The sequence below is a fragment of the Leclercia sp. UBA5958 genome (assembly GCF_002430365.1).
Classification (GTDB): Bacteria; Pseudomonadota; Gammaproteobacteria; order Enterobacterales; family Enterobacteriaceae; genus Enterobacter; species Enterobacter pneumoniae.
The window spans coordinates 632,407-650,658 of the sequence record NZ_DJCE01000001.1 but is presented as its reverse complement, the minus strand read 5'-3'; the positions used below and the strand labels follow the sequence as shown (position 1 = coordinate 650,658).

General features: G+C 55.8%; 18 protein-coding genes. 8 read left to right on the top strand and 10 right to left on the bottom strand.

Features of this window, described 5'->3' with window-relative positions:
* Positions 1 to 3 precede the first annotated feature (3 nt).
* From B2Q93_RS03210 to B2Q93_RS03195, 4 genes are read right to left on the bottom strand one after another with little or no spacing between them, the layout of a single operon-like run.
* Complete coding sequence (locus tag B2Q93_RS03210) at positions 4 to 663, bottom strand: O-methyltransferase (RefSeq protein ID WP_286931789.1); 660 nt, start codon at positions 661 to 663, stop codon at positions 4 to 6.
* Between the two features lie 11 nt (positions 664 to 674).
* Positions 675 to 2,057 carry an efflux transporter outer membrane subunit gene (locus B2Q93_RS03205; protein ID WP_286931788.1) on the bottom strand — a complete coding sequence of 461 codons (1,383 nt, stop codon included), beginning with the start codon at positions 2,055 to 2,057 and terminating at the stop codon, positions 675 to 677.
* Complete coding sequence (locus B2Q93_RS03200) at positions 2,054 to 3,133, bottom strand: HlyD family secretion protein (RefSeq protein WP_046885320.1); 1,080 nt, start codon at positions 3,131 to 3,133, stop codon at positions 2,054 to 2,056. Before B2Q93_RS03200 ends, B2Q93_RS03205 begins: the two co-directional genes overlap by 4 nt.
* Positions 3,134 to 3,176: 43 nt before the next feature.
* A complete protein-coding gene (locus B2Q93_RS03195; RefSeq protein ID WP_414672028.1) occupies positions 3,177 to 4,829 on the bottom strand; it encodes an MFS transporter in 1,653 nt (550 codons plus the stop codon).
* A 250-nt stretch (positions 4,830 to 5,079) separates the two neighbouring features.
* Here B2Q93_RS03195 and B2Q93_RS03190 point away from each other — a divergent pair, with 250 nt between their 5' ends.
* Positions 5,080 to 5,277 carry a hypothetical protein gene (locus B2Q93_RS03190; RefSeq protein WP_046885321.1) on the top strand — a complete coding sequence of 66 codons (198 nt, stop codon included), beginning with the start codon at positions 5,080 to 5,082 and terminating at the stop codon, positions 5,275 to 5,277.
* Position 5,278: 1 nt separating this feature from the next.
* Complete coding sequence (locus B2Q93_RS03185; RefSeq protein ID WP_286931787.1) at positions 5,279 to 6,100, top strand: hypothetical protein; 822 nt, start codon at positions 5,279 to 5,281, stop codon at positions 6,098 to 6,100.
* A gap of 39 nt (positions 6,101 to 6,139) precedes the next feature.
* Here B2Q93_RS03185 and B2Q93_RS03180 read toward each other — a convergent pair whose 3' ends face one another.
* Positions 6,140 to 6,412 carry a CsbD family protein gene (locus B2Q93_RS03180; RefSeq protein ID WP_040075486.1) on the bottom strand — a complete coding sequence of 91 codons (273 nt, stop codon included), beginning with the start codon at positions 6,410 to 6,412 and terminating at the stop codon, positions 6,140 to 6,142.
* A 217-nt stretch (positions 6,413 to 6,629) separates the two neighbouring features.
* On the opposite strand from B2Q93_RS03180, the gene B2Q93_RS03175 reads away from it, so the two are divergent.
* Positions 6,630 to 7,433 carry a YdcF family protein gene (locus tag B2Q93_RS03175; protein ID WP_040075487.1) on the top strand — a complete coding sequence of 268 codons (804 nt, stop codon included), beginning with the start codon at positions 6,630 to 6,632 and terminating at the stop codon, positions 7,431 to 7,433.
* A gap of 198 nt (positions 7,434 to 7,631) precedes the next feature.
* A complete protein-coding gene (gene aldA / locus B2Q93_RS03170) occupies positions 7,632 to 9,071 on the top strand; it encodes an aldehyde dehydrogenase (protein ID WP_040075488.1) in 1,440 nt (479 codons plus the stop codon).
* Positions 9,072 to 9,239: 168 nt separating this feature from the next.
* Here aldA and B2Q93_RS03165 read toward each other — a convergent pair whose 3' ends face one another.
* Positions 9,240 to 10,166: an alpha/beta hydrolase gene (locus tag B2Q93_RS03165; RefSeq protein WP_233803427.1), complete on the bottom strand. Its 927-nt coding sequence runs from the start codon at positions 10,164 to 10,166 to the stop codon at positions 9,240 to 9,242.
* 103 nt (positions 10,167 to 10,269) lie between these two features.
* Positions 10,270 to 11,271, bottom strand: a complete 1,002-nt coding sequence (gap, locus tag B2Q93_RS03160; RefSeq protein ID WP_286931786.1) for a type I glyceraldehyde-3-phosphate dehydrogenase — start codon at positions 11,269 to 11,271, stop codon at positions 10,270 to 10,272.
* A 185-nt stretch (positions 11,272 to 11,456) separates the two neighbouring features.
* On the opposite strand from gap, the gene cybB reads away from it, so the two are divergent.
* The gene (cybB, locus tag B2Q93_RS03155; RefSeq protein WP_040075490.1) at positions 11,457 to 11,987 is read left to right on the top strand and encodes a cytochrome b561; all 531 of its coding nucleotides are present in this window, start codon (positions 11,457 to 11,459) and stop codon (positions 11,985 to 11,987) included.
* A gap of 222 nt (positions 11,988 to 12,209) precedes the next feature.
* Positions 12,210 to 13,535 (top strand): MFS transporter, encoded by a 1,326-nt coding sequence (locus tag B2Q93_RS03150; RefSeq protein ID WP_052452747.1) that lies wholly within the window; start codon positions 12,210 to 12,212, stop codon positions 13,533 to 13,535.
* A gap of 76 nt (positions 13,536 to 13,611) precedes the next feature.
* Here B2Q93_RS03150 and B2Q93_RS03145 read toward each other — a convergent pair whose 3' ends face one another.
* Positions 13,612 to 13,809: a hypothetical protein gene (locus B2Q93_RS03145; RefSeq protein WP_207291795.1), complete on the bottom strand. Its 198-nt coding sequence runs from the start codon at positions 13,807 to 13,809 to the stop codon at positions 13,612 to 13,614.
* A gap of 146 nt (positions 13,810 to 13,955) precedes the next feature.
* Positions 13,956 to 14,138: a general stress protein gene (locus B2Q93_RS03140; protein ID WP_040075491.1), complete on the bottom strand. Its 183-nt coding sequence runs from the start codon at positions 14,136 to 14,138 to the stop codon at positions 13,956 to 13,958.
* A gap of 635 nt (positions 14,139 to 14,773) precedes the next feature.
* On the opposite strand from B2Q93_RS03140, the gene B2Q93_RS03135 reads away from it, so the two are divergent.
* Complete coding sequence (locus B2Q93_RS03135) at positions 14,774 to 15,193, top strand: translesion error-prone DNA polymerase V autoproteolytic subunit (protein ID WP_040075493.1); 420 nt, start codon at positions 14,774 to 14,776, stop codon at positions 15,191 to 15,193.
* Position 15,194: 1 nt separating this feature from the next.
* Positions 15,195 to 16,457, top strand: coding sequence for a Y-family DNA polymerase (locus B2Q93_RS03130; RefSeq protein ID WP_046885326.1), 1,263 nt, complete (start codon positions 15,195 to 15,197; stop codon positions 16,455 to 16,457).
* A gap of 110 nt (positions 16,458 to 16,567) precedes the next feature.
* On the opposite strand, the gene B2Q93_RS03125 is transcribed toward B2Q93_RS03130, so the two are convergent.
* Entirely contained in the window at positions 16,568 to 17,761 is a 1,194-nt protein-coding gene (locus B2Q93_RS03125) for a zinc-dependent alcohol dehydrogenase (protein ID WP_040075495.1), read from the bottom strand.
* Positions 17,762 to 18,252: the final 491 nt, after the last annotated feature.

Here is an 18,252-nt window from a genome sequence, read left to right as displayed (position 1 = left end):
TCATTAACCGTTCACGAGCGCCAGCGTAAACCCATCCCAGCCTTTAACCCCTACGGTTTGCAGCGCGGTGGCGCTCAGGCGAGGGTTATCGCCCATCATCTCGATAAAGCGCCTCACACCTTGTACGCGCGCGTCGTCGCTTTGGCGGTTAATTACTTCGCCGTCGCGCACCACGTTATCTCCGACGATTAACGTGCCAGGGCGCGAGTAGTGCAACGCCCACTCCAGATAGCCGGGGTTGTTAGGTTTATCGGCATCGATAAAGATCATGTCGAAGGGCGCAACGTCGCCGAAATGTTCCAGGGACCGTAACGCCGGGCCTTCAATGAGCTCAATGCGATCGTCCAGACCGGCCAGGTGGATGTTTTGCCGGGCAATCCGGGCATGGGTCGGGTCGGCCTCCAGCGTTGTCAGCTTGCCGTCAGCGGGCAGGGCGCGCGCCATCCAGATGCTGCTGTACGCCCCCAGCGTGCCAATTTCCAGTATGCGCCGGGCCTGCGTCATGCGCACAAACAGGGCCAGCAGTTGCCCCTGGTTAGCGGCCACATCGTGTTCGGGCAAGCCCGCGCGCTGGTTGTTTTCAAGTACTTTCTCCAGCACCTCATCCTGGGGGATAAGTTCAGAAATCATATAATTATCTACTGCCGACCACTGCTGCTGCATAGACTGACCCCTTAGTTTTTATCAGACCATCCGCCGCCCAACGCTTTATACAAATCGATCTGCGCCAGCAGCAGGTTATTTTTGGCTTGTACCACGCTGGTCTGCACCGAGAACAGCGTGCGCTGGGCATCCAGCTCGTCGAGATAGGAGGAATACCCATTGCGATAGCGGTTCCGGGCAATGCGCAGCGTCTCTTGCGCCACCTCTTGCTGCGCAAGCAGCTCTTGCAGCTGCTCGCGGTAGCGGGTAATGGCGTCCAGGCTGTCATTCACCTCGGCAAAGGCGTTACGGACCACTTTCTCATAGCGATAGAGTGCCTGGTTACGCTGAGACTGGGAGATGTCCACCTGCGCATTTAACGCCTGGCGGTTCAACAGCGGTGCCAGAATGCTGCCGCCGATGCTCCACAGCTGCAGGGGATTATCCAGCAGGCCGGGCAGGGTACGATCCTGTACTGAACCGGTGGCGGTCAGGTTGATGGATGGCAACAGGCTGGCGCGCGACGCGGCCAGCGTTGCGTCAGACGCAATAAGCTGACGCTCGGCCTGCACAATGTCCGGGCGGCGATTTAACAGGGTTGAAGGAAGCTGCGACGGCAGGCGCAGGGGCGTCAACGTGTCGAACTCTGCGCTGCGGGCCACCTCTCCCGGATTTCCCCCCAGCAGCAAACTCAGTGCATTCTCCTGCTGCACTATCTGATGTTGCAACTGCGGGATCTGCGCCCGCGTTGAGCGCAACTCGGAGTCCGACTGCATCAGCTCAAGCCGCGAGCTGTAGCCCGTCTCAAACTGCCGCTTCGCCAGGTTGTACGCCTCTTCACGGGATTTCAGCGTAGATTGCGTCACCCGCAGCTGTTCATCCAGCGCCAGCAGGGTGACATACCCCGACGCGACCGACGAGGCGACCGTCAAATCGGCGGCCGCAGCCGCTGCTTTCTGCGCCGCCAGCGACGCTTCGGCAGCCCGGGCGTTGTTACGGTTCACGCCCCAGATATCCACGTCATAGCTGGCCGTCAGGCTGCCTTTATAGAGCGCGCCGTAAACAGGCTGGCCGGTCGCGGCAGATTGCGACCTCGCCCGCGTGCCGCTGACGCCAGCATCCAGCGACGGGAACAGGCTTCCTTCGGAGGCATACACCTGCGCCTGATACTCATTGATCCGCTCTCTGGCGATCAGCACATCACTATTATTGCGCAGCGCCTGATCCACATACTGGTTGAGATGATTATCATGAAAATTGCGCCACCAGAGCTGCTCTGCCGGGCTGGCGGGGCCAGTCGTGGCGCGCCACTGGGCCGGGATCTGCAGCGAGGGTTTGGCCGGCGTGACGTCCACCGACTGGCAGGCAACAAGGGCCACGGCGATCGTCAGCGCCGCCATTGGACGAAGAGTCATTTCTCCTCCTCCGTATTGATCGTCACCTGGACCGACATTCCCGGGCGCAGCAGGGCAGACGCCTCCGGTTTACCCAGCACCTCGATGCGCACCGGGATCCGCTGAGCAATCTTCACAAAGTTGCCGGTAGCGTTATCCGGCGTGATGGCGCTGAACTCGACTCCTGTCGCCGGGGAGATGCTCTCGACGCGGCCCTCATAGGCCTTGCCGTTCAGGGCATCCACCGTGAACTTCACCGACTGACCCACCCGCAGGTTGGCCAGCTGCGTCTCTTTAATATTGGCAATGACCCAGTGTTGCGGTGGGACAAGGGTAGTGAGGTGGGTGCCGGCCGTCGCGTAGGCGCCCAGCCGCACCGCAATCTGCCCGAGTTGACCATCGCGCGGGGCGACGATACGGGTGTTTTGCAAATCGATTTGCGCCAGTTCCAGCGCCGCTTTAGCGTTTTCGACATCGGCCTCCAGCGAGCCGCGATTCACAATGACCGTCTGCAAATCCTGACGTGACATCTCCAGCGTCGCTTTGGCCTGGTCGATATCGGCGCTGCCCTGTGCCGCGCTCGCCAGGGCAGCATCGCGCTCACGAATCGAGAGCGAGCCGTCGGCAGTCAGATCCTTCACCCGCTTCAGGTCGGCCTGAGTTTTCAGACTCTGCGCCCGGGCGTTTTTCAGCGCCGCGTCGTTACGCAGGATCACCGCTTCGGCACTTTTACGCTGTTGCTGGTTATTTTTCAGCGCCGCGATTTTCATCGCCAGCTGCGCCTCAGCCTGATGTACGCGCTGGCGATAGATGCGGTCATCAATCTGCAGCAAGAGCTGACCTTTTTTCACCCGGTCAAAATCTTGTACATGCACCTCGGTGATATAGCCGTTGACCTGTGGGCTGATAAAGGTGGTCTGCCCGCGCACGTAGGCGTTATCAGTAAACTGCGTATGGCGAGTGAAAGGGGGCAATTGCCACGCGTAGAGAATCACCAGCACGCCAACGATGACGATGGCGGCGGCGGCGAACACGGATACCACGCGCAAATTGTTACGGGTATTGGCCTGCTCTTTGGCGGCATCCTGCTGACTCATAACCACTCCTGAAATAACGCATTGATCATTGTTTTAACATCCATTATTTACTGCCTGTTGCCCTTTTCAGCGCCAGCCTGGCCGTGATACGCAGCCGCAGCAATCGCCATAAAATCCAGAGCAGGGTGACGGTCGCAATTCCCGCCGTCAGAAGATAAGTATCGTTATAAGCCAGAATATTTGCCTGCAGCGTGCTGACAGTTTGTAGCTGGGTGGCGGCCTGGGTGCTCAGCAATGCGCTGTCGCCAATCAGGCTGCGATACATCTGGCTGTAGATCTGCAACCGTTCATTCACCAGCGGATTCAGGGTCGTGAGTTGATCGGCCAGCATGCTGGAGTGGTACTTCTCGCGCCAGGTCTGGAAGGTCCCGAGGATCGCCGAGCCCAGCAAGCCGCCAATGTTCTGGCTCATCCCAAACAGCACCGAAAAGCTCACCAGGTTACGCGGATCGGCAATGACGCCGCCAATGCCGGCCAGCATCGCAGGGGCAAGGAAGAAGGCGCTACCGAAGCCGAGCAGGAACTGGCTCAGCATGAGCTGATCCGGGCGGGTCAGGCTGGTGGACTGGCTATCGAGCAGCGAGGCCACAATCATCAACACCAGCGAGGTAACAATCGGCCAGGCGAGCTTTGTGGGTTTGATGGTCAGGCAACTGACGGTGATGCCGCAGGCGATACCGGCGAAGATCGACCAGGCCAGGTGGGTCATCTGCTCGTTTTGCAGTCCCACATATTGCAGCCAGCCGATCACACCGGTGTTCTGTTCCGCCAGCACAATGCGGATCAGCAGCATAATCAGCCCCAGGCGCACAATGCTGCCGCTGGAGAGCCAGCGCGTGTTCAGCAGCGGATTACTGCGGTTGTGCTCAAAGACAATCGCCGTCACGATCAGCACCAGCGACAGCGCCAGAGACCAGCCGATCCAGGGGGTTTCAAACCACCACTCAAGCCTGCCCAGCGACAGCACCGCACACAGCAGCGCCATACCCGGCGCCAGCAAAATAAAGGTGATGAAATCTTTCTTCTCAAACACTTTTCGCCGATCGCCGGGGGGCAGCTTCAGGGCGATAACGCAGCCCAGCGAAATCAGCGCCAGCCCCAGTTCAAACAGATACAGGCCGCGCCACTCTTCTAGCTGCAACAGCTCGGTAGAGAAGAGGCGGGCGATAGGGATGGCCAGTGACGAACCGGTGATGCCGATGGTCAGGGCTTTTAAGCGGTGTTTGGCGGGCCAGGCCTGAATCTGATAATAGATCCCAAGCGAACTCAGCGCCGCCGCTACCATGCCGTGAGCGGCGCGCACCATCAGCGCAGAGCTAAGATCATTCACAAACAGGTGAAAGAACGTCACCAGCACATAGAGCACCAAAAAACCTTCGGTGAATGCGCGCAAGCCAAATTGCTGGCGAAACTTCACCAGCAGCAAGTTAATCGAGACGTTCGTCATGACGTAAACCGCAGGTAGCCAGGCGATCTCCGTTGACCAGGCGGCAAAGGTGCCCTGCAGGTTTTGCAGGTTCGCCGAAACCATCGCATTGCCCAGCGCCCCGGTCAGGCAGACCAACAGCCCGACAATGCCGTAAGCCACGCGTTTGGGGGTGCTGTGCACGGGGGTTGACGGCGATCCCAGCAGCATCGGTTTTTCATGGGGCTGCCACTCGCGAGGAGCATAGGGGTCGCGTTGAGGCAGGCGCATAAGGGTTGTTACCTATAGTTTTGTTGAATAGTTAGAGGGCTAATGATTCTATGTCTGACGCAATTACAAATTCAAGTGAAGATGATACGAGTCAGTTAATCAAATGTGCTGCAATTTACATGATTAGCGGGCCGGTCTGCCGCTATTTCTCTTCCAGGCACGCTTTTACCCTCATTTTCAGCATATCCTTAATGCAGCGGCGGCAAGCCTCTACCACGCTTATCTTTTTCACTATAAGGATAGCCATAATATGAGACGTATATTCAGCTCCCTCTTTTCCAGTCCGGAATCTTTACTGCAGGTCATGAGCCAACAAGAGATCATCGAAGCCGTCGAAGACGGCGATCGTATTATTATCGATCAAGATGGTAACGCATCGGTTAACTTCAAAAGCAAAGCGGTGCGCGAGGATTTTCTGCGCCATGTGACCGCGCTGAAGAGGGCGTAACGTGGGAACGGCGATATTTATGGTGTTGATGGTCTGTGGATACTGGTACACCAGCCGCGACCTCTCCACCCGATTTAAGATCAAGCGCTCTTTCGGTTGGGATGTCTATTTCCTTGTCGCCCTTTACGGCTGTATCTTCGTGTTGCAAGGGGTTCTGGCGACAGGGCTGCTCTGGTTACTGCTGCTGATGCTCTCCTTCCTCGCCAACAAATTCCACTTCGCACCTGAACGCTATGCCGACTGGCAAGTGGACTTTATGAACTGGAGTTTTCTCGGTATCCAGGCGCCGGTGGTGGTGATGCTGGCTTTTGCCATCCTCTTTTGTCTCTACCGCTCAAACTGGGCCGGTAGCGCCCGGCTCGATGGTGAAGGCAGGAAAATGCTCTATAAACGGCTGGCGCAATCCAGCGGGATTGAGCAGCTGCTTTATCAATGTATGGAGGCGGGGGAGCTGGCACTGGTGACCCTCAAGTCGCGCCGGATTTATGTCGGGATGGTGCATACCGCGAGTCTGGAATATGAAAAAACGGCCAATATCGTTCTGATCCCGATGTTAAGCGGCTACCGCGATGGCAAGACGATGAGTCTGTGTATTGAGCATAACTACAGTCGCTGGTATGCCGATCATGACATTACCCTGGATTCAGAACCCGAAAGCGCGATGGCCTTCAGAAGGGTGATTATGCTCGATCAGGTTGAGAGTCTGGCGCTTTTTGACCCAGCCAGCGCGAGTTCGCTGGAGCTGGCGCAGCGTGCCGACGTCAATAATGAAGAGTCAGAAGGTCCAGCGGAGGAAGAAAAGCCTGATATGGCGGAGAGATGACTAACGAATAAATAAAAAAGGGCCCGAAGGCCCTTAGTCTTACTTACGGCCCAACAGCAGGCCCAGTACGACACCCACTGCACCCGCGGCAATTAAGCCACTCAGTGGATTATTTTTCACGGTATCCGTCACGTCAGTCAGGACATCGCTGGCTTTCGCAGCGTATTTACGACCCGCGCCTTTGAACTCATGCTCAGGGGAGTCGAAAACTTTACCAAATTGCTGCTGCGCAGCGCCGGCTGCTTCATCCAGTTTGTTTTTGGCTTTTTCGCCCGCATACTTTGCGTCATTGTCGATATTTTGGTCTGACATAGCATTCTCCTTTGATGTTCAGGATTAAGCATAGACCCGAATTTAGATCAGCATCGAAGAATGAGAATCATACCTGGAGCAACTCAGGTAAATAAGCCGAGGCTATGCCCGTTCCACTATCCTTATAAGGTAACCCTCGTTTCGGCTTTCAGAGAGATCCTCTATTCATGGCCGACCTGCACGTTACCCTGAGCTAAAGAGATGGAAGGAGGTAACGATGACGCTAACAATCTTCCCGTGTTTGCCGGATAAAACGCTGGCAGCGGTAAATACCCTTGGCGTGTGGCTTGCGGAAGAGCACTTAACGCACTCGGCGGCGCCTCCACAGGCCGATCTGGTGGTGCTGGCAGGGAATGCGGTGATCCCGTCAATCGATGCGGCCTGCCGTCTGGCAGCCGATCTCAACGTTCCGCTGTTGATAAGCGGCGGTATTGGCCACTCCACTACCTTTTTATACGCCGCCATTGCGCAGCACCCGCTTTATAACAGGGTGCGGACCACCGGTAAGGCCGAGGCCGCCATCCTGGCGGAGATCGCTCAGCAGTTCTGGCATATTCCGGCTGAACGGGTGGTGATAGAAGATCAGTCCACCAACTGCGGTGAGAATGCGCGCTTTAGCTGGGCGCTGATGCAGCATCATCCGCTGCCGGCGAGCCGGGTGATTGTGGTGCAGGACCCCACCATGCAGCGCCGCACCATGGCGACCTTCGCTCGCGTCTGTCGGGATGAACCGGCTGCGCCGCAGTGGATCAGCCATCCTGGCCTCGTACCGCAGTTGCAGAACAGTGAAGATGGCCTGGTATTCAGCGGCGGTGGCGAAGGGCTGTGGCCGGTAGAGCGCTATTTATCGCTGGTACTGGGCGAGCTGCCGCGCCTGCGCGACGATATCAATGGCTATGGCCCGGCAGGACACGACTTTATCGCGCACGTTGATATTCCCCGGGATGTGGAGGCGGCCTGGCAGATCCTGCGTAACGACGCCGTTCTCACCGACGCCCTGACCAGTCGCTCACTGTTGTAATTTTCTGCCCGTTTGCGATGGCTTTTTCGCAAACGGGCATTCTTTGTTACCGAGATGTAATGACAATAGGTTGCTGACGCGATTCTTTTTTGAGATGTCTCACAAAAACAGCGCGATACAGTAGGAATGCGGGTCTGTATCTGTAGTTTTTAACAATAATTTTACTTGTTAAAAACAGTGTAATTACAGGAGCAGGTCATGACAGTACCCGTACAACATCCTATGTATATCGATGGACAGTTTGTAGCCTGGCAGGGTGATGCCTGGATTGATGTGATCAACCCGGCTACCGAAGAGGTCATTTCCCGTATTCCCGATGGTAGCGCTGAAGATGCCCGCAAGGCGATCGACGCGGCTGAACGCGCTCAGGCTGGCTGGGAAGCGCTGCCTGCTATCGAACGCGCTGGCTGGTTACGTAAAATTTCAGCGGGCATTCGTGAGCGCGCCAGCGAAATTAGCGCCCTGATTGTCGCTGAGGGCGGCAAGATCCAGCAGCTGGCCGACGTTGAAGTGAACTTCACCGCTGACTATATCGACTATATGGCCGAGTGGGCGCGTCGCTACGAAGGAGAGATCCTGCAAAGCGATCGCCCGGGTGAGAACATTTTGCTGTTCAAACGTGCTCTCGGTGTCACCACCGGCATTCTGCCGTGGAACTTCCCGTTCTTCCTGATTGCCCGCAAACTGGCGCCGGCGCTGCTGACCGGTAATACCATTGTCATCAAGCCGAGCGAGTTCACGCCGAATAACGCCATCGCCTTCGCTAAAATTGTGGATGAGATCGGCCTGCCGAAAGGGGTCTTTAACCTGGTGCTGGGTCGCGGTGAAACCGTGGGTCAGGAGCTGGCGGGCAACCCGAAAGTGGCGATGGTCAGCATGACCGGCAGCGTAGGGGCGGGCGAGAAGATCATGACCGCAGCGGCGAAAAACATCACCAAAGTTTGCCTGGAGCTGGGCGGTAAAGCCCCGGCCATCGTGATGGATGATGCTGACCTGGAGCTGGCGGTGAAGGCTATCGTCGATTCACGGGTGATCAACACCGGGCAGGTCTGTAACTGCGCCGAGCGCGTGTATGTCCAGAAAGGGATTTACGACCGCTTTGTCAATCGCCTGGGCGAGGCGATGAAAGCCGTGCAGTTCGGCAATCCGGCCGAGCGCAACGATATTGCTATGGGGCCGCTGATCAATGCCGCGGCGCTGGAGCGCGTCGAGCAGAAAGTGGCGCGCGCGGTGCAGGAGGGGGCGAAAGTGGTGCTCGGCGGTAAAGCGGTAGAGGGCAAGGGCTATTACTACCCGCCGACGCTGCTGCTGGATGTGCGCCAGGAGATGACCATCATGCACGAAGAGACCTTCGGTCCGGTGCTGCCGGTGGTGGTGTTCGACACCCTGGACGATGCGCTGGCCATGGCGAACGACAGCGACTACGGTCTGACCTCGTCTATCTACACCCAGGATCTCAACGTGGCGATGAAAGCCATCAAAGGGCTGAAGTTCGGCGAAACCTACATCAACCGCGAAAACTTCGAGGCGATGCAGGGCTTCCACGCCGGCTGGCGGAAATCGGGGATCGGCGGGGCGGATGGCAAACATGGTCTGCATGAGTATCTGCAGACGCAGGTGGTCTATTTGCAGTCCTGATAGCAACGGCAACCCGAAGTTAGTTATGCCTGGCAGTTAAGCACGGTGGAAGGGTTCCGTTCACCCCAGAAGAGATGCCTGAGTGAACGGAATCTTTCCACTTGAGTGACGTAGAAACACCGAATTGCTTAACTGACGGGCATGACAACCGCCAGGTGGCCGTTTTACTTATACCTTTGTCGCAATCCAGTTCATCATCAACTCCGGCCAGATGGCCGCCGGCAATCCCTGCGCATCGCGTATGCCGAATCCATGCTTGCCGCGCTCAAACAGATGCATCTCCACCGGTACGCCCAGCCGACGCAGGGCGTTAAACATCACCAGACTGTTCTCCACTTTTACCGCCGGGTCGTCCACGGCATGCAGCAAAAACGTGGGCGGGGCGTCGGCACTGGCGCGATCCTCCAGCGAGTAATGGCGAATCTGTTCCGCGGTTGGCGTATCTCCAATCAGCTCATGGCGCGAACCGGGATGGTCGATATCTGCGTGCATCGTGATCACCGGGTAGACCAGCGCCATAAAGGCCGGGCGGGCGTCATGCTCGTCGATGGCATCCCGCGGTGTGTAGACCGGTTCATCATGCCGCGTACCGAGGCTCGCGGCGACGTGCCCCCCCGCCGAGAAGCCGAGTACGCCGATGCGGCTTGCGTCGAGCTTCCACTCGTCCGCTCTGGCGCGAAGGGTGCGCATGGCGCGTTGCACGTCGGCCAGCGGCGCATTGGCACCCTCCTCGTGGCCGTCGCCGGGCATCCGGTAGGTCATTACAAACAGGGTATAACCGCGCTGATTAAAGAACGAGGCGAGGGCGCTGCCCTCTTTATCCAGCACCACGCGGCGATAAGAGCCACCCGGTGCAACCAGGATCCCCACGCCGTTCGGCCGGGCAGGGGCATAGACGGTGATCTGCGGAGCGCGCACCCCGGTCACAGAACGATCGTAGTCAGAGGTGCCAGTATGTTTCGGTTCGGGGGTAAAGACCGCATCGCTGGCGGCGGCACCCGGCGCTTCGCCTTCGGGCCAGATGTGGAAGGTCGTGGCCTGGCTGACGGCCTGCGCCATCTGGCGTTCGAGTGTTTCGCGGCTGAGTGATTCCATAACAACGCTCCTTCTGAAGTAAGTGGTTGTTATAACAGAGTCACGAAAGAGAAAACTTGCACCTATTCACAAGGCGCGGACAGCAGGGCTGCCCGCGATGCGATTACAGTGCGGCAAATTTATCCAGCGTGCGCACCAGCTGGGTGACAAAGCCATATTCGTTGTCATACCAGGCAACGGTTTTTACCAGTTGCACATCACCGGCGTCGGTCACTTCGGTCTGGGTGGCATCAAATACCGAACCAAAATGCGAGCCGATCACGTCGGAAGAGACAATCTCTTCGTCGGTATAGCCGAAGGACTCATTGCCCTCGGTGGCTTTTTTCAGCGCCTGGTGGATCTCCTCCACGGTCACTTTTTTCTCCAGAATCGAGACCAGTTCAGTCACGGAGCCGGTCTTCACCGGTACGCGCTGGGCGTGACCCTTCAGTTTGCCGCTTAGCGCCGGGATCACCAGCCCAATGGCCTTCGCCGCGCCAGTGGTATGGGGAATAATATTCTCTGCCGCCGCTCGGGAAGCGCGCAGATCCTTACCGCGCGGGCCATCCACCAGCGCCTGGGTGCCGGTATACGCGTGGATGGTGGTCATGGTGCCCACCTTTATGCCGAATGCGTCATGCAGCACTTTGGCCAGCGGCGCCAGGCAGTTGGTGGTGCAGGAGGCGACGGAGATAATGGTGTCGCTGGCGTCGATGGTGTCGTCATTGACGTTAAAGACGATGGTTTTCATCTCCCCGGCCGGCGCAGAGATCAGCACTTTTTTCGCGCCCGCCTCAATATGTGCCTGTGATTTTTCTTGAGAGGTGTAAAAACCGGTGCACTCCACCACCAGATCGACCCCGGCCGCTTTCCACGGAATATGGCTCGCCTCTTTTTCGGCATACACCGAGATCGATTTTCCATCGACAATCAGCGAATCTTCGGTGAAATCCACATTCCAGGGGAAGGGGCCATAGTTTGAATCGTGCTTCAACAGGTAGGCCAGAACTTTGGGGGAGGTTAAATCGTTAATTGCGACTACGGTGTTGCTGTCTTTCGTCTCCAGCAGGCGGCGAAGTACCAGGCGTCCAATGCGTCCAAATCCGTTAATACCAATTTTACTCATGGTGTGCTCCTGAATGAACGTAACGATACGTTGAACCTCTCCAGGATTAGACTATGAATCTTGCCAGGGCAACTGAATATGCTTCATGTGACGGGAAGTTTTTGAAAACGCATAGAGAAAACTTAATGAATTTTTAAGTAAAGGTGGTTATGTTGACGCTTTCGACGTTTCGTTCAGGAAAATGTATGCGCAATAAATATACCGGCCTGCAAATCAGCATTCACTGGCTGGTCTTTCTGCTGGTGATCGTGGCCTACTGCGCCATGGAGTTCCGCGGCCTGTTTCCGCGCTCGGCCCGCCCAGTCATTAACATGGTTCACGTCTCTTGCGGCATCTCTATTCTGGTGCTGATGGTGACGCGCTTGCTGGTGCGCCTGAAATACCCGGCGCCGCCTATCGTGCCGAAGCCGAAATCGATGTATATCGGGCTGTCGCATCTGGGGCATCTCCTCATTTATCTGCTGTTTATTGCGCTGCCGCTGATTGGGCTGGTGATGATGTATAACCGTGGCAATACCTGGTTTGCTTTTGGGCTGGGTATGCCGCACGCGGCAGAGTCCAATTTTGAGGTGGTGGATCTGCTGAAGAGCTGGCATGTTACCCTCGCGAAGGCGGGTTACTTTATTATTGGCATTCACGCCTTTGCCGCGCTACTGCACCACTATTACTGGAAAGACAACACCCTGCTGCGTATGATGCCGAAAAAGCGTTCCTGACCGCACGCCAGGCGCCGTTCAAACCCGCTCCCCGTAGCGGGTTTTTGTTTTTCTCGCGCCAGTTCACATTTTCATCTTTCGCGCTGGGTATTTTACGCTTAAAGGGTATATCTATAATAGAAACACTGTCGCGCGTTCATCCTGTCCGGCATTTGCTGGTATGATCGTCAGGCCGCTTCGCGTTCCACCGCCCGCCAGTCGGCACCCTGCAAAGGAGAGAGTATGAACCCCTCAGCTCAGCCCTCATTAGATCGCGCGGTATCCGAAAAGGAGATCCCCGTGGCCCGCAAACTCCGTAAGGTGCTGCTCGCCACCGGCGTTGGCCATTTTGTCGAATGGTTCGATTTTGGGCTTTACGGTACGCTGGCCGCGATCATTGGCCTGCAGTTCTTTCATGCGGAGAGCCCCGCGGTGGCGCTGCTGTCGTCGTTTGCGGTATTCGGTGCCGGCTTTGTCATGCGCCCGCTTGGGGGACTCTATTTCGGCTCGCTTGGGGATCGCATAGGCCGACGCAAGGTACTGGCGACGGTGATCCTGCTGACCTCTGGCGCGACCTTTGTAATGGGGCTGCTGCCCACGTTTTCGCAGATTGGCATCACCGCCACGGTGCTGCTGGTGATCACCCGCCTGATTCAGGGATTTGCCGCCGGGGGCGAAAGCGCCGGTGCGACCACGTTCCTTGCGGAATATGCGCCTGACGCGCGCCGCGGTTACTTTACCTGCTGGATAGACAACTTTGGATTCATGGCCTTTGTTGCCGGTTCCGGGCTGGTGTTCTTGCTTACCGCAGGGTTGGGTGAGGCGGCAATGAACGACTGGGGCTGGCGCATTCCGTTTTTGATCGCCGGGCCGCTGGGTTGGGTGGGGCTATACCTGCGAAACCAGCTTGAAGACTCCCCCGAATTTCTCGAAACGCTCAAGAGCGGTAAAACCGAAGCCGCACCGCTGCATGCTGCCGTAACCAAAGCCTGGGGCGCGCTCTTCTTCTGCGTCGGTTTTGTGGTGATCAAAGCGGTAGGGCACTGGACGCTGCAAACCTTTATGCCCAGCTATCTCTCTACCGAGATGCACTATTCGAAGCTGGATTCTTATGCCATCACCACCCTCGGGCTGTTTGGCATTGCGGTCATGGTGCCTTTTATGGGGTATCTCTCGGATAAATTTGGCCGTAAGCCGTTAATGCTGGCCGGGTGCGCCGGTTTTATCCTCTTTACTTACCCGGCAATGATGGTAATGGCCAATGGCGATATGCTCTCTGCGGTGCTGGCCATGCTGCTGCTGGGGGCCTTTATCGCCGCCTTCGATGGCGCCTGCAGCGCGGCAATGGCCGAACTGTTTCCTACCCGTATTCGTTACGGTGGGATGGCGATTGCTTACAACCTGGCGGTGGCCTTCTTTGGTGGCATCACGCCGTGGTTCTCTGCCTACCTGATGACCGCGACCGGCAATCCATTCTCGCCAGCGCTGTATGTGATGGGCGCGGCGCTTATCACCTTCCTGACGGTGCTGCGCGCCAGAGAGACGGCAGGGCTGCCGCTGCGCCGCTAAGGCCATAAAAAAAGCCCGGAGTGACGCGCCGGGCTAAGCAAAAAACACAAAACGCATTTCACTACTCAACAGCTGATTACTTGATTTCACGTCTGGCCATGGTGTCTACCAGCCAGTTCTGGAGCGGGTCGAGCTCCAGCGTAGATTCGTGGGTAGGGTCGTCCAGCTTTCTGGCGACCTGCATCCCGGGGCCACTTTCCGGCGAACGGAGCAACTCGCTATCACCCGCCATCATCCAGCCAACATCGTCACCGCAACGATGACTGTTACGCACATTACGAACTCGTCGTCTTAAATGCAGCATAATCAACCTCCGCAAATTCAATCAGGTCTCAGGGCATTTATTTACGCATATTTACGCACGGTGCTTAATTTATTTCTGGCTACCAATAAGAGCGGCCAAAGAATATATTGGAACTGTTATTCTGCAGCTTTACGACCACCGCCGCGGCTATTTTGTCCGCCTTTTTTGCCCGCTTCAGATGCGCGCTGTGGATCGTTTTTAAAGTTGCCACCACTGCGCTGTCCACCTTTGCGCCCGGCCGCGGACGCACGCTCACGGTCTGCTGCAAAATTACCGGAACCGCCTCGATGTGTTGTCATAAACGTTCTCCTGTTTTCAATATAGATATTCCAGTGTAGGGAATGAAACACTCCGCAAGGTTGCAGAAATAAATGTAGACCGAACGGCGAAATGATCAAGTAAGCCAGCCAGGGCATTATTTTAGTGCGCATTAAATATTCTAAGAATATATCGCTGTAGATAAAGGAGTTAGCGCGGGAAATATAAGTTTCGCCTGGTTTACCGCCGTAGGGGAGGAGTGGAAAACCTGACAAAAGTGAAGGTTTTGTGGAAAATTAAGATTTGTCCTGGATGCGCTAACGCCGATTCCGGAGGCACGCAGGGTGACATTTTCTTAGGCTGAACTGTCAATTACGCGCCAGGCCGCGGTGTACAACGCATGGATAAATCTGTCGAAAATCTGAACGGATTGATAAATGCGTAGGGATCAATTTCTCTTTGCTACCCCTTATAGCCGTTTTCTTATTCATTTCAGTGGTCATGATTAGCCTGCTGTTTTTTTATTCTGCCCCGGATTTACAAATTTTAATTTTCTGCAAAGAGAAACAGTTAGCTGCGGCCTGGCGAAAGCATAACCAGCCGCGGCAAAAATGCCGCTTGATCGTCTTCGTCATTGAAACTACTGTATATAAAAACAGTATAAGAGGCGTGTATAATGATGTTGTACAGACCCGCAGAGTTGCGCGAAGTAATAGCGCTCCCCCTTTTTAGTGATTTAGTTCAGTGTGGCTTCCCCAGCCCGGCGCAAGATTATGTCGAGCAGCGTATCGATCTGAATGCACTTTTAATCCAGCACCCCAGCGCGACCTATTTTGTGAAAGCAGCGGGGGATTCGATGATTGACGCCGGGATTGGCGACGGCGATTTGCTGGTGGTTGATAGCGCCAGAAAGGCGGACCACGGAGATATCGTGATTGCCGCCATTGAAGGCGAATTTACGGTGAAGCGCCTGCAGCTGCGCCCCCGGATCCAGCTCAACCCCATGAACAGTGCCTACTCACCGATTGTGATCGGCAGCGAAGCGTCGCTCGATATCTTCGGCGTGGTCACCTATATCATCAAAGCGACCCACTAGCATGTTTGCCCTCTGTGATGTGAATTCATTTTACGCATCATGTGAAACCGTCTTCCGCCCGGATCTTCAGGGACGGCCGGTGGTGGTGCTGTCGAATAATGACGGCTGTGTGATTGCCCGCAGCGCCGAAGCAAAGGGGCTGGTAACAATGGGAGCGCCGTACTTTAAGCAGAAAGAGATTTTTCGCCGGCATAACATTGTGGCCTTCAGCAGCAACTACGAGCTGTATGCCGATATGAGCGCCAGGGTGATGGATACCCTGGAGCTGCTGACGCCGCGCGTAGAGATCTACTCCATCGACGAAGCCTTTTGCGACTTGACGGGGGTACGTAACTGCCGTGACCTCACGGAATTTGGCAAGGAGATCCGCGCCACCGTGAAGCAGCATACTCACCTGACCGTCGGGGTCGGAATTGCACCCACGAAAACGCTCGCCAAGCTGGCGAATCATGCGGCAAAAAAATGGCAGACCCAGACGGGCGGCGTGCTGGATCTGTCGAATATTGATCGTCAGCGCAGGCTGATGGCCGCGCTGCCAGTCGAGGAGGTATGGGGCGTGGGGCGACGCATCGGCAAGCGGCTGGAGGCGATGGGGATCCGCACGGCGCTGGATCTGGCCGATACCCACATTGGGGTGATCCGCAAACATTTCAGCGTGGTGCTGGAGCGTACCGTGCGGGAGCTGCGCGGGGAATCGTGTCTGGGGTTTGAAGAATTTGTTCCCGACAAGCAGGAGATCGTCTGCTCGCGCTCCTTTGGTGAGTGGGTGAGCGACTATGAGTCAATGCGCCAGGCGATATGCAGCTATGCCTTTCGCGCGGCGGAAAAGCTGCGTAAAGAGCATCAGTACTGCCGGTTTATCTCCGCCTTTGTGAAAACTTCGCCCTTTGCCCTGAACGAGCCCTATTACGGGAACAGCGCCTCGGTAAAATTGTTGACGCCCACCCAGGACAGCCGTGACATCATCAACGCGGCGACCCGCTGTCTGGATAAAATCTGGCGAGAAGGGCATCGCTATCAAAAAGCGGGGGTGATGCTGGGCGATTTTTTCAGCGTTGGCGTGGCGCAACTGAATCTCTTTGATGAAGCGCCGCCCCGGCATAACAGCGAAGCGCTAATGACGATAATGGATAAGATGAATGAGAAAGGGCGCGGCACGCTCTATTTTGCCGGGCAGGGGATTCAGCAGCAGTGGCAGATGAAGCGGGAGATGCTCTCACCGCGGTATACCACCCGAATAGGGGATTTGCTGCGCTGTCGTTAAACCGATGAGGGCCATCCAGGTTCGCCGTACAGGCGGACGTAAGAAGACGATACTCAAAGCCCTACGCCCGGTACTGGCGTAGGGCTTATCCATGACGGCGCCGACAGGCCTCAGACTGTCGCCTTTCCGGTTGCCATGCCCGGCACCAGGATGATTTTGCGACACATCTCCTCTTTCTTTTCAAAGATCTCATACCCGCGTGCCGCCTCTTCCAGAGGAAGATGATGGGTAACAATCTCTTCTGGCGTCAGCAAGCCTTGCTCAATCAGATTTAATAAGTCCGGTAAATAGGCATGCACATGCGTCTGCCCCATTTTGAAGGTCAGCCCTTTATCGAACGCATCGCCAAACATAAACGCATGAATGAAACCGGCGTATACGCCCGGCACGCTGACGATCCCGCCCCGGCGAACCGCGGCGATACACTGTCTTATCGCTTTCCCGCTGCTGCCTTCAATTTTCAGGTTACTGAGCACCGTCTCGGTGAGGCTGCCTTTCGCTTCAAAACCAACGGCGTCAATTACGGCATCGACGCCACGATGGCCCGCGGTGTTCTCAATAATCCACTGGGCCGGATCGTCGTTTTTATCGAAATTGACAGGAATGGCACCATAACGCTGTTTCGCAAATTCGAGCCTGTAGTCGTTATGATCGATGATGAAAATCTGCTCTGCGCCACTGAGGCGGGCACAGGCTGCGCTTAAGAGCCCGACAGGCCCGGCCCCATAGATCGCCACGCTTGAACCCTGCGTGACTTCGGCATTCTTAACCGCTTGCCAGGCGGTAGGCAGAATATCTGAAAGGAAAAGCACTTTTTCATCGGACAGGGTGTCAGGGACTTTAAATGGCCCGGTATTAGCCTTCGGCACCCGGACATATTCCGCCTGACCACCGGGGATGCCACCATACATATCGCTATAACCAAACAGCGCGGCGGGCGGGGTAATGCCCTTACGGTTTAGGATTGCGCCCCTGCCGCTGTTGGTACTTTCACATGCCGCGTATTGATGCAGATGGCAGAAGAAGCAATCGCCGCAGGCGATAACAAACGGCACCACCACCCGATCGCCTTTTCGCACCGCAGTGACCTGTGACCCGGTTTCAACGACTTCACCCATAAATTCATGGCCAAAGATATCGCCATGGTGGGTGCCGGGAATTTTTCCGCGATACAAGTGAAGGTCTGAACCGCAGATGGCCGTCGCCGTCACGCGAAGGATAATGTCATCAGCTGCCTGCAGCCCAGGATCGGGCTGATTGTCGACGCTGACATGATGAGGACCATGGTAGGTAAGTGCTTTCATTAATGATACTCCAGTGAATATTCGATAGCGAGTTCAGGAGGAATATTCATTCAGGGATGCTGGCAGAATGAATCTTATTAACTATAAAGCCTAGAGCAAAAGTGACGCATTCACCTAAAAAACCTGACGGGAGAGATTAACCTCTTTGTATTCAATGGCTTTCTGCAGCTTAAATAATCCGTTATTAACGCAGCGGTAATATGGAAGTATTAAGCGAAGCGCAGATTGAGCTTGGGGATATTACTGCCTCCCTTTTAATTTAAGCATTCCAGCCATAAGAGTAATCCTAATATTCTGGCAACGAGCGAACCTCCGTGGCGGCATTTTATTAAAGCGATGCGGTAATGCGAGATATAATAAGAAAAGTCTGGTGCGCCTTAGCGAAATATAGAGTTGACTGTAGATAGATAGGGGCTAAATTTAACTATCGAACGACGAGCGATACAAATAAGCAGGTTTATTTGTATCTACTGACATAAACGAAACGAAAG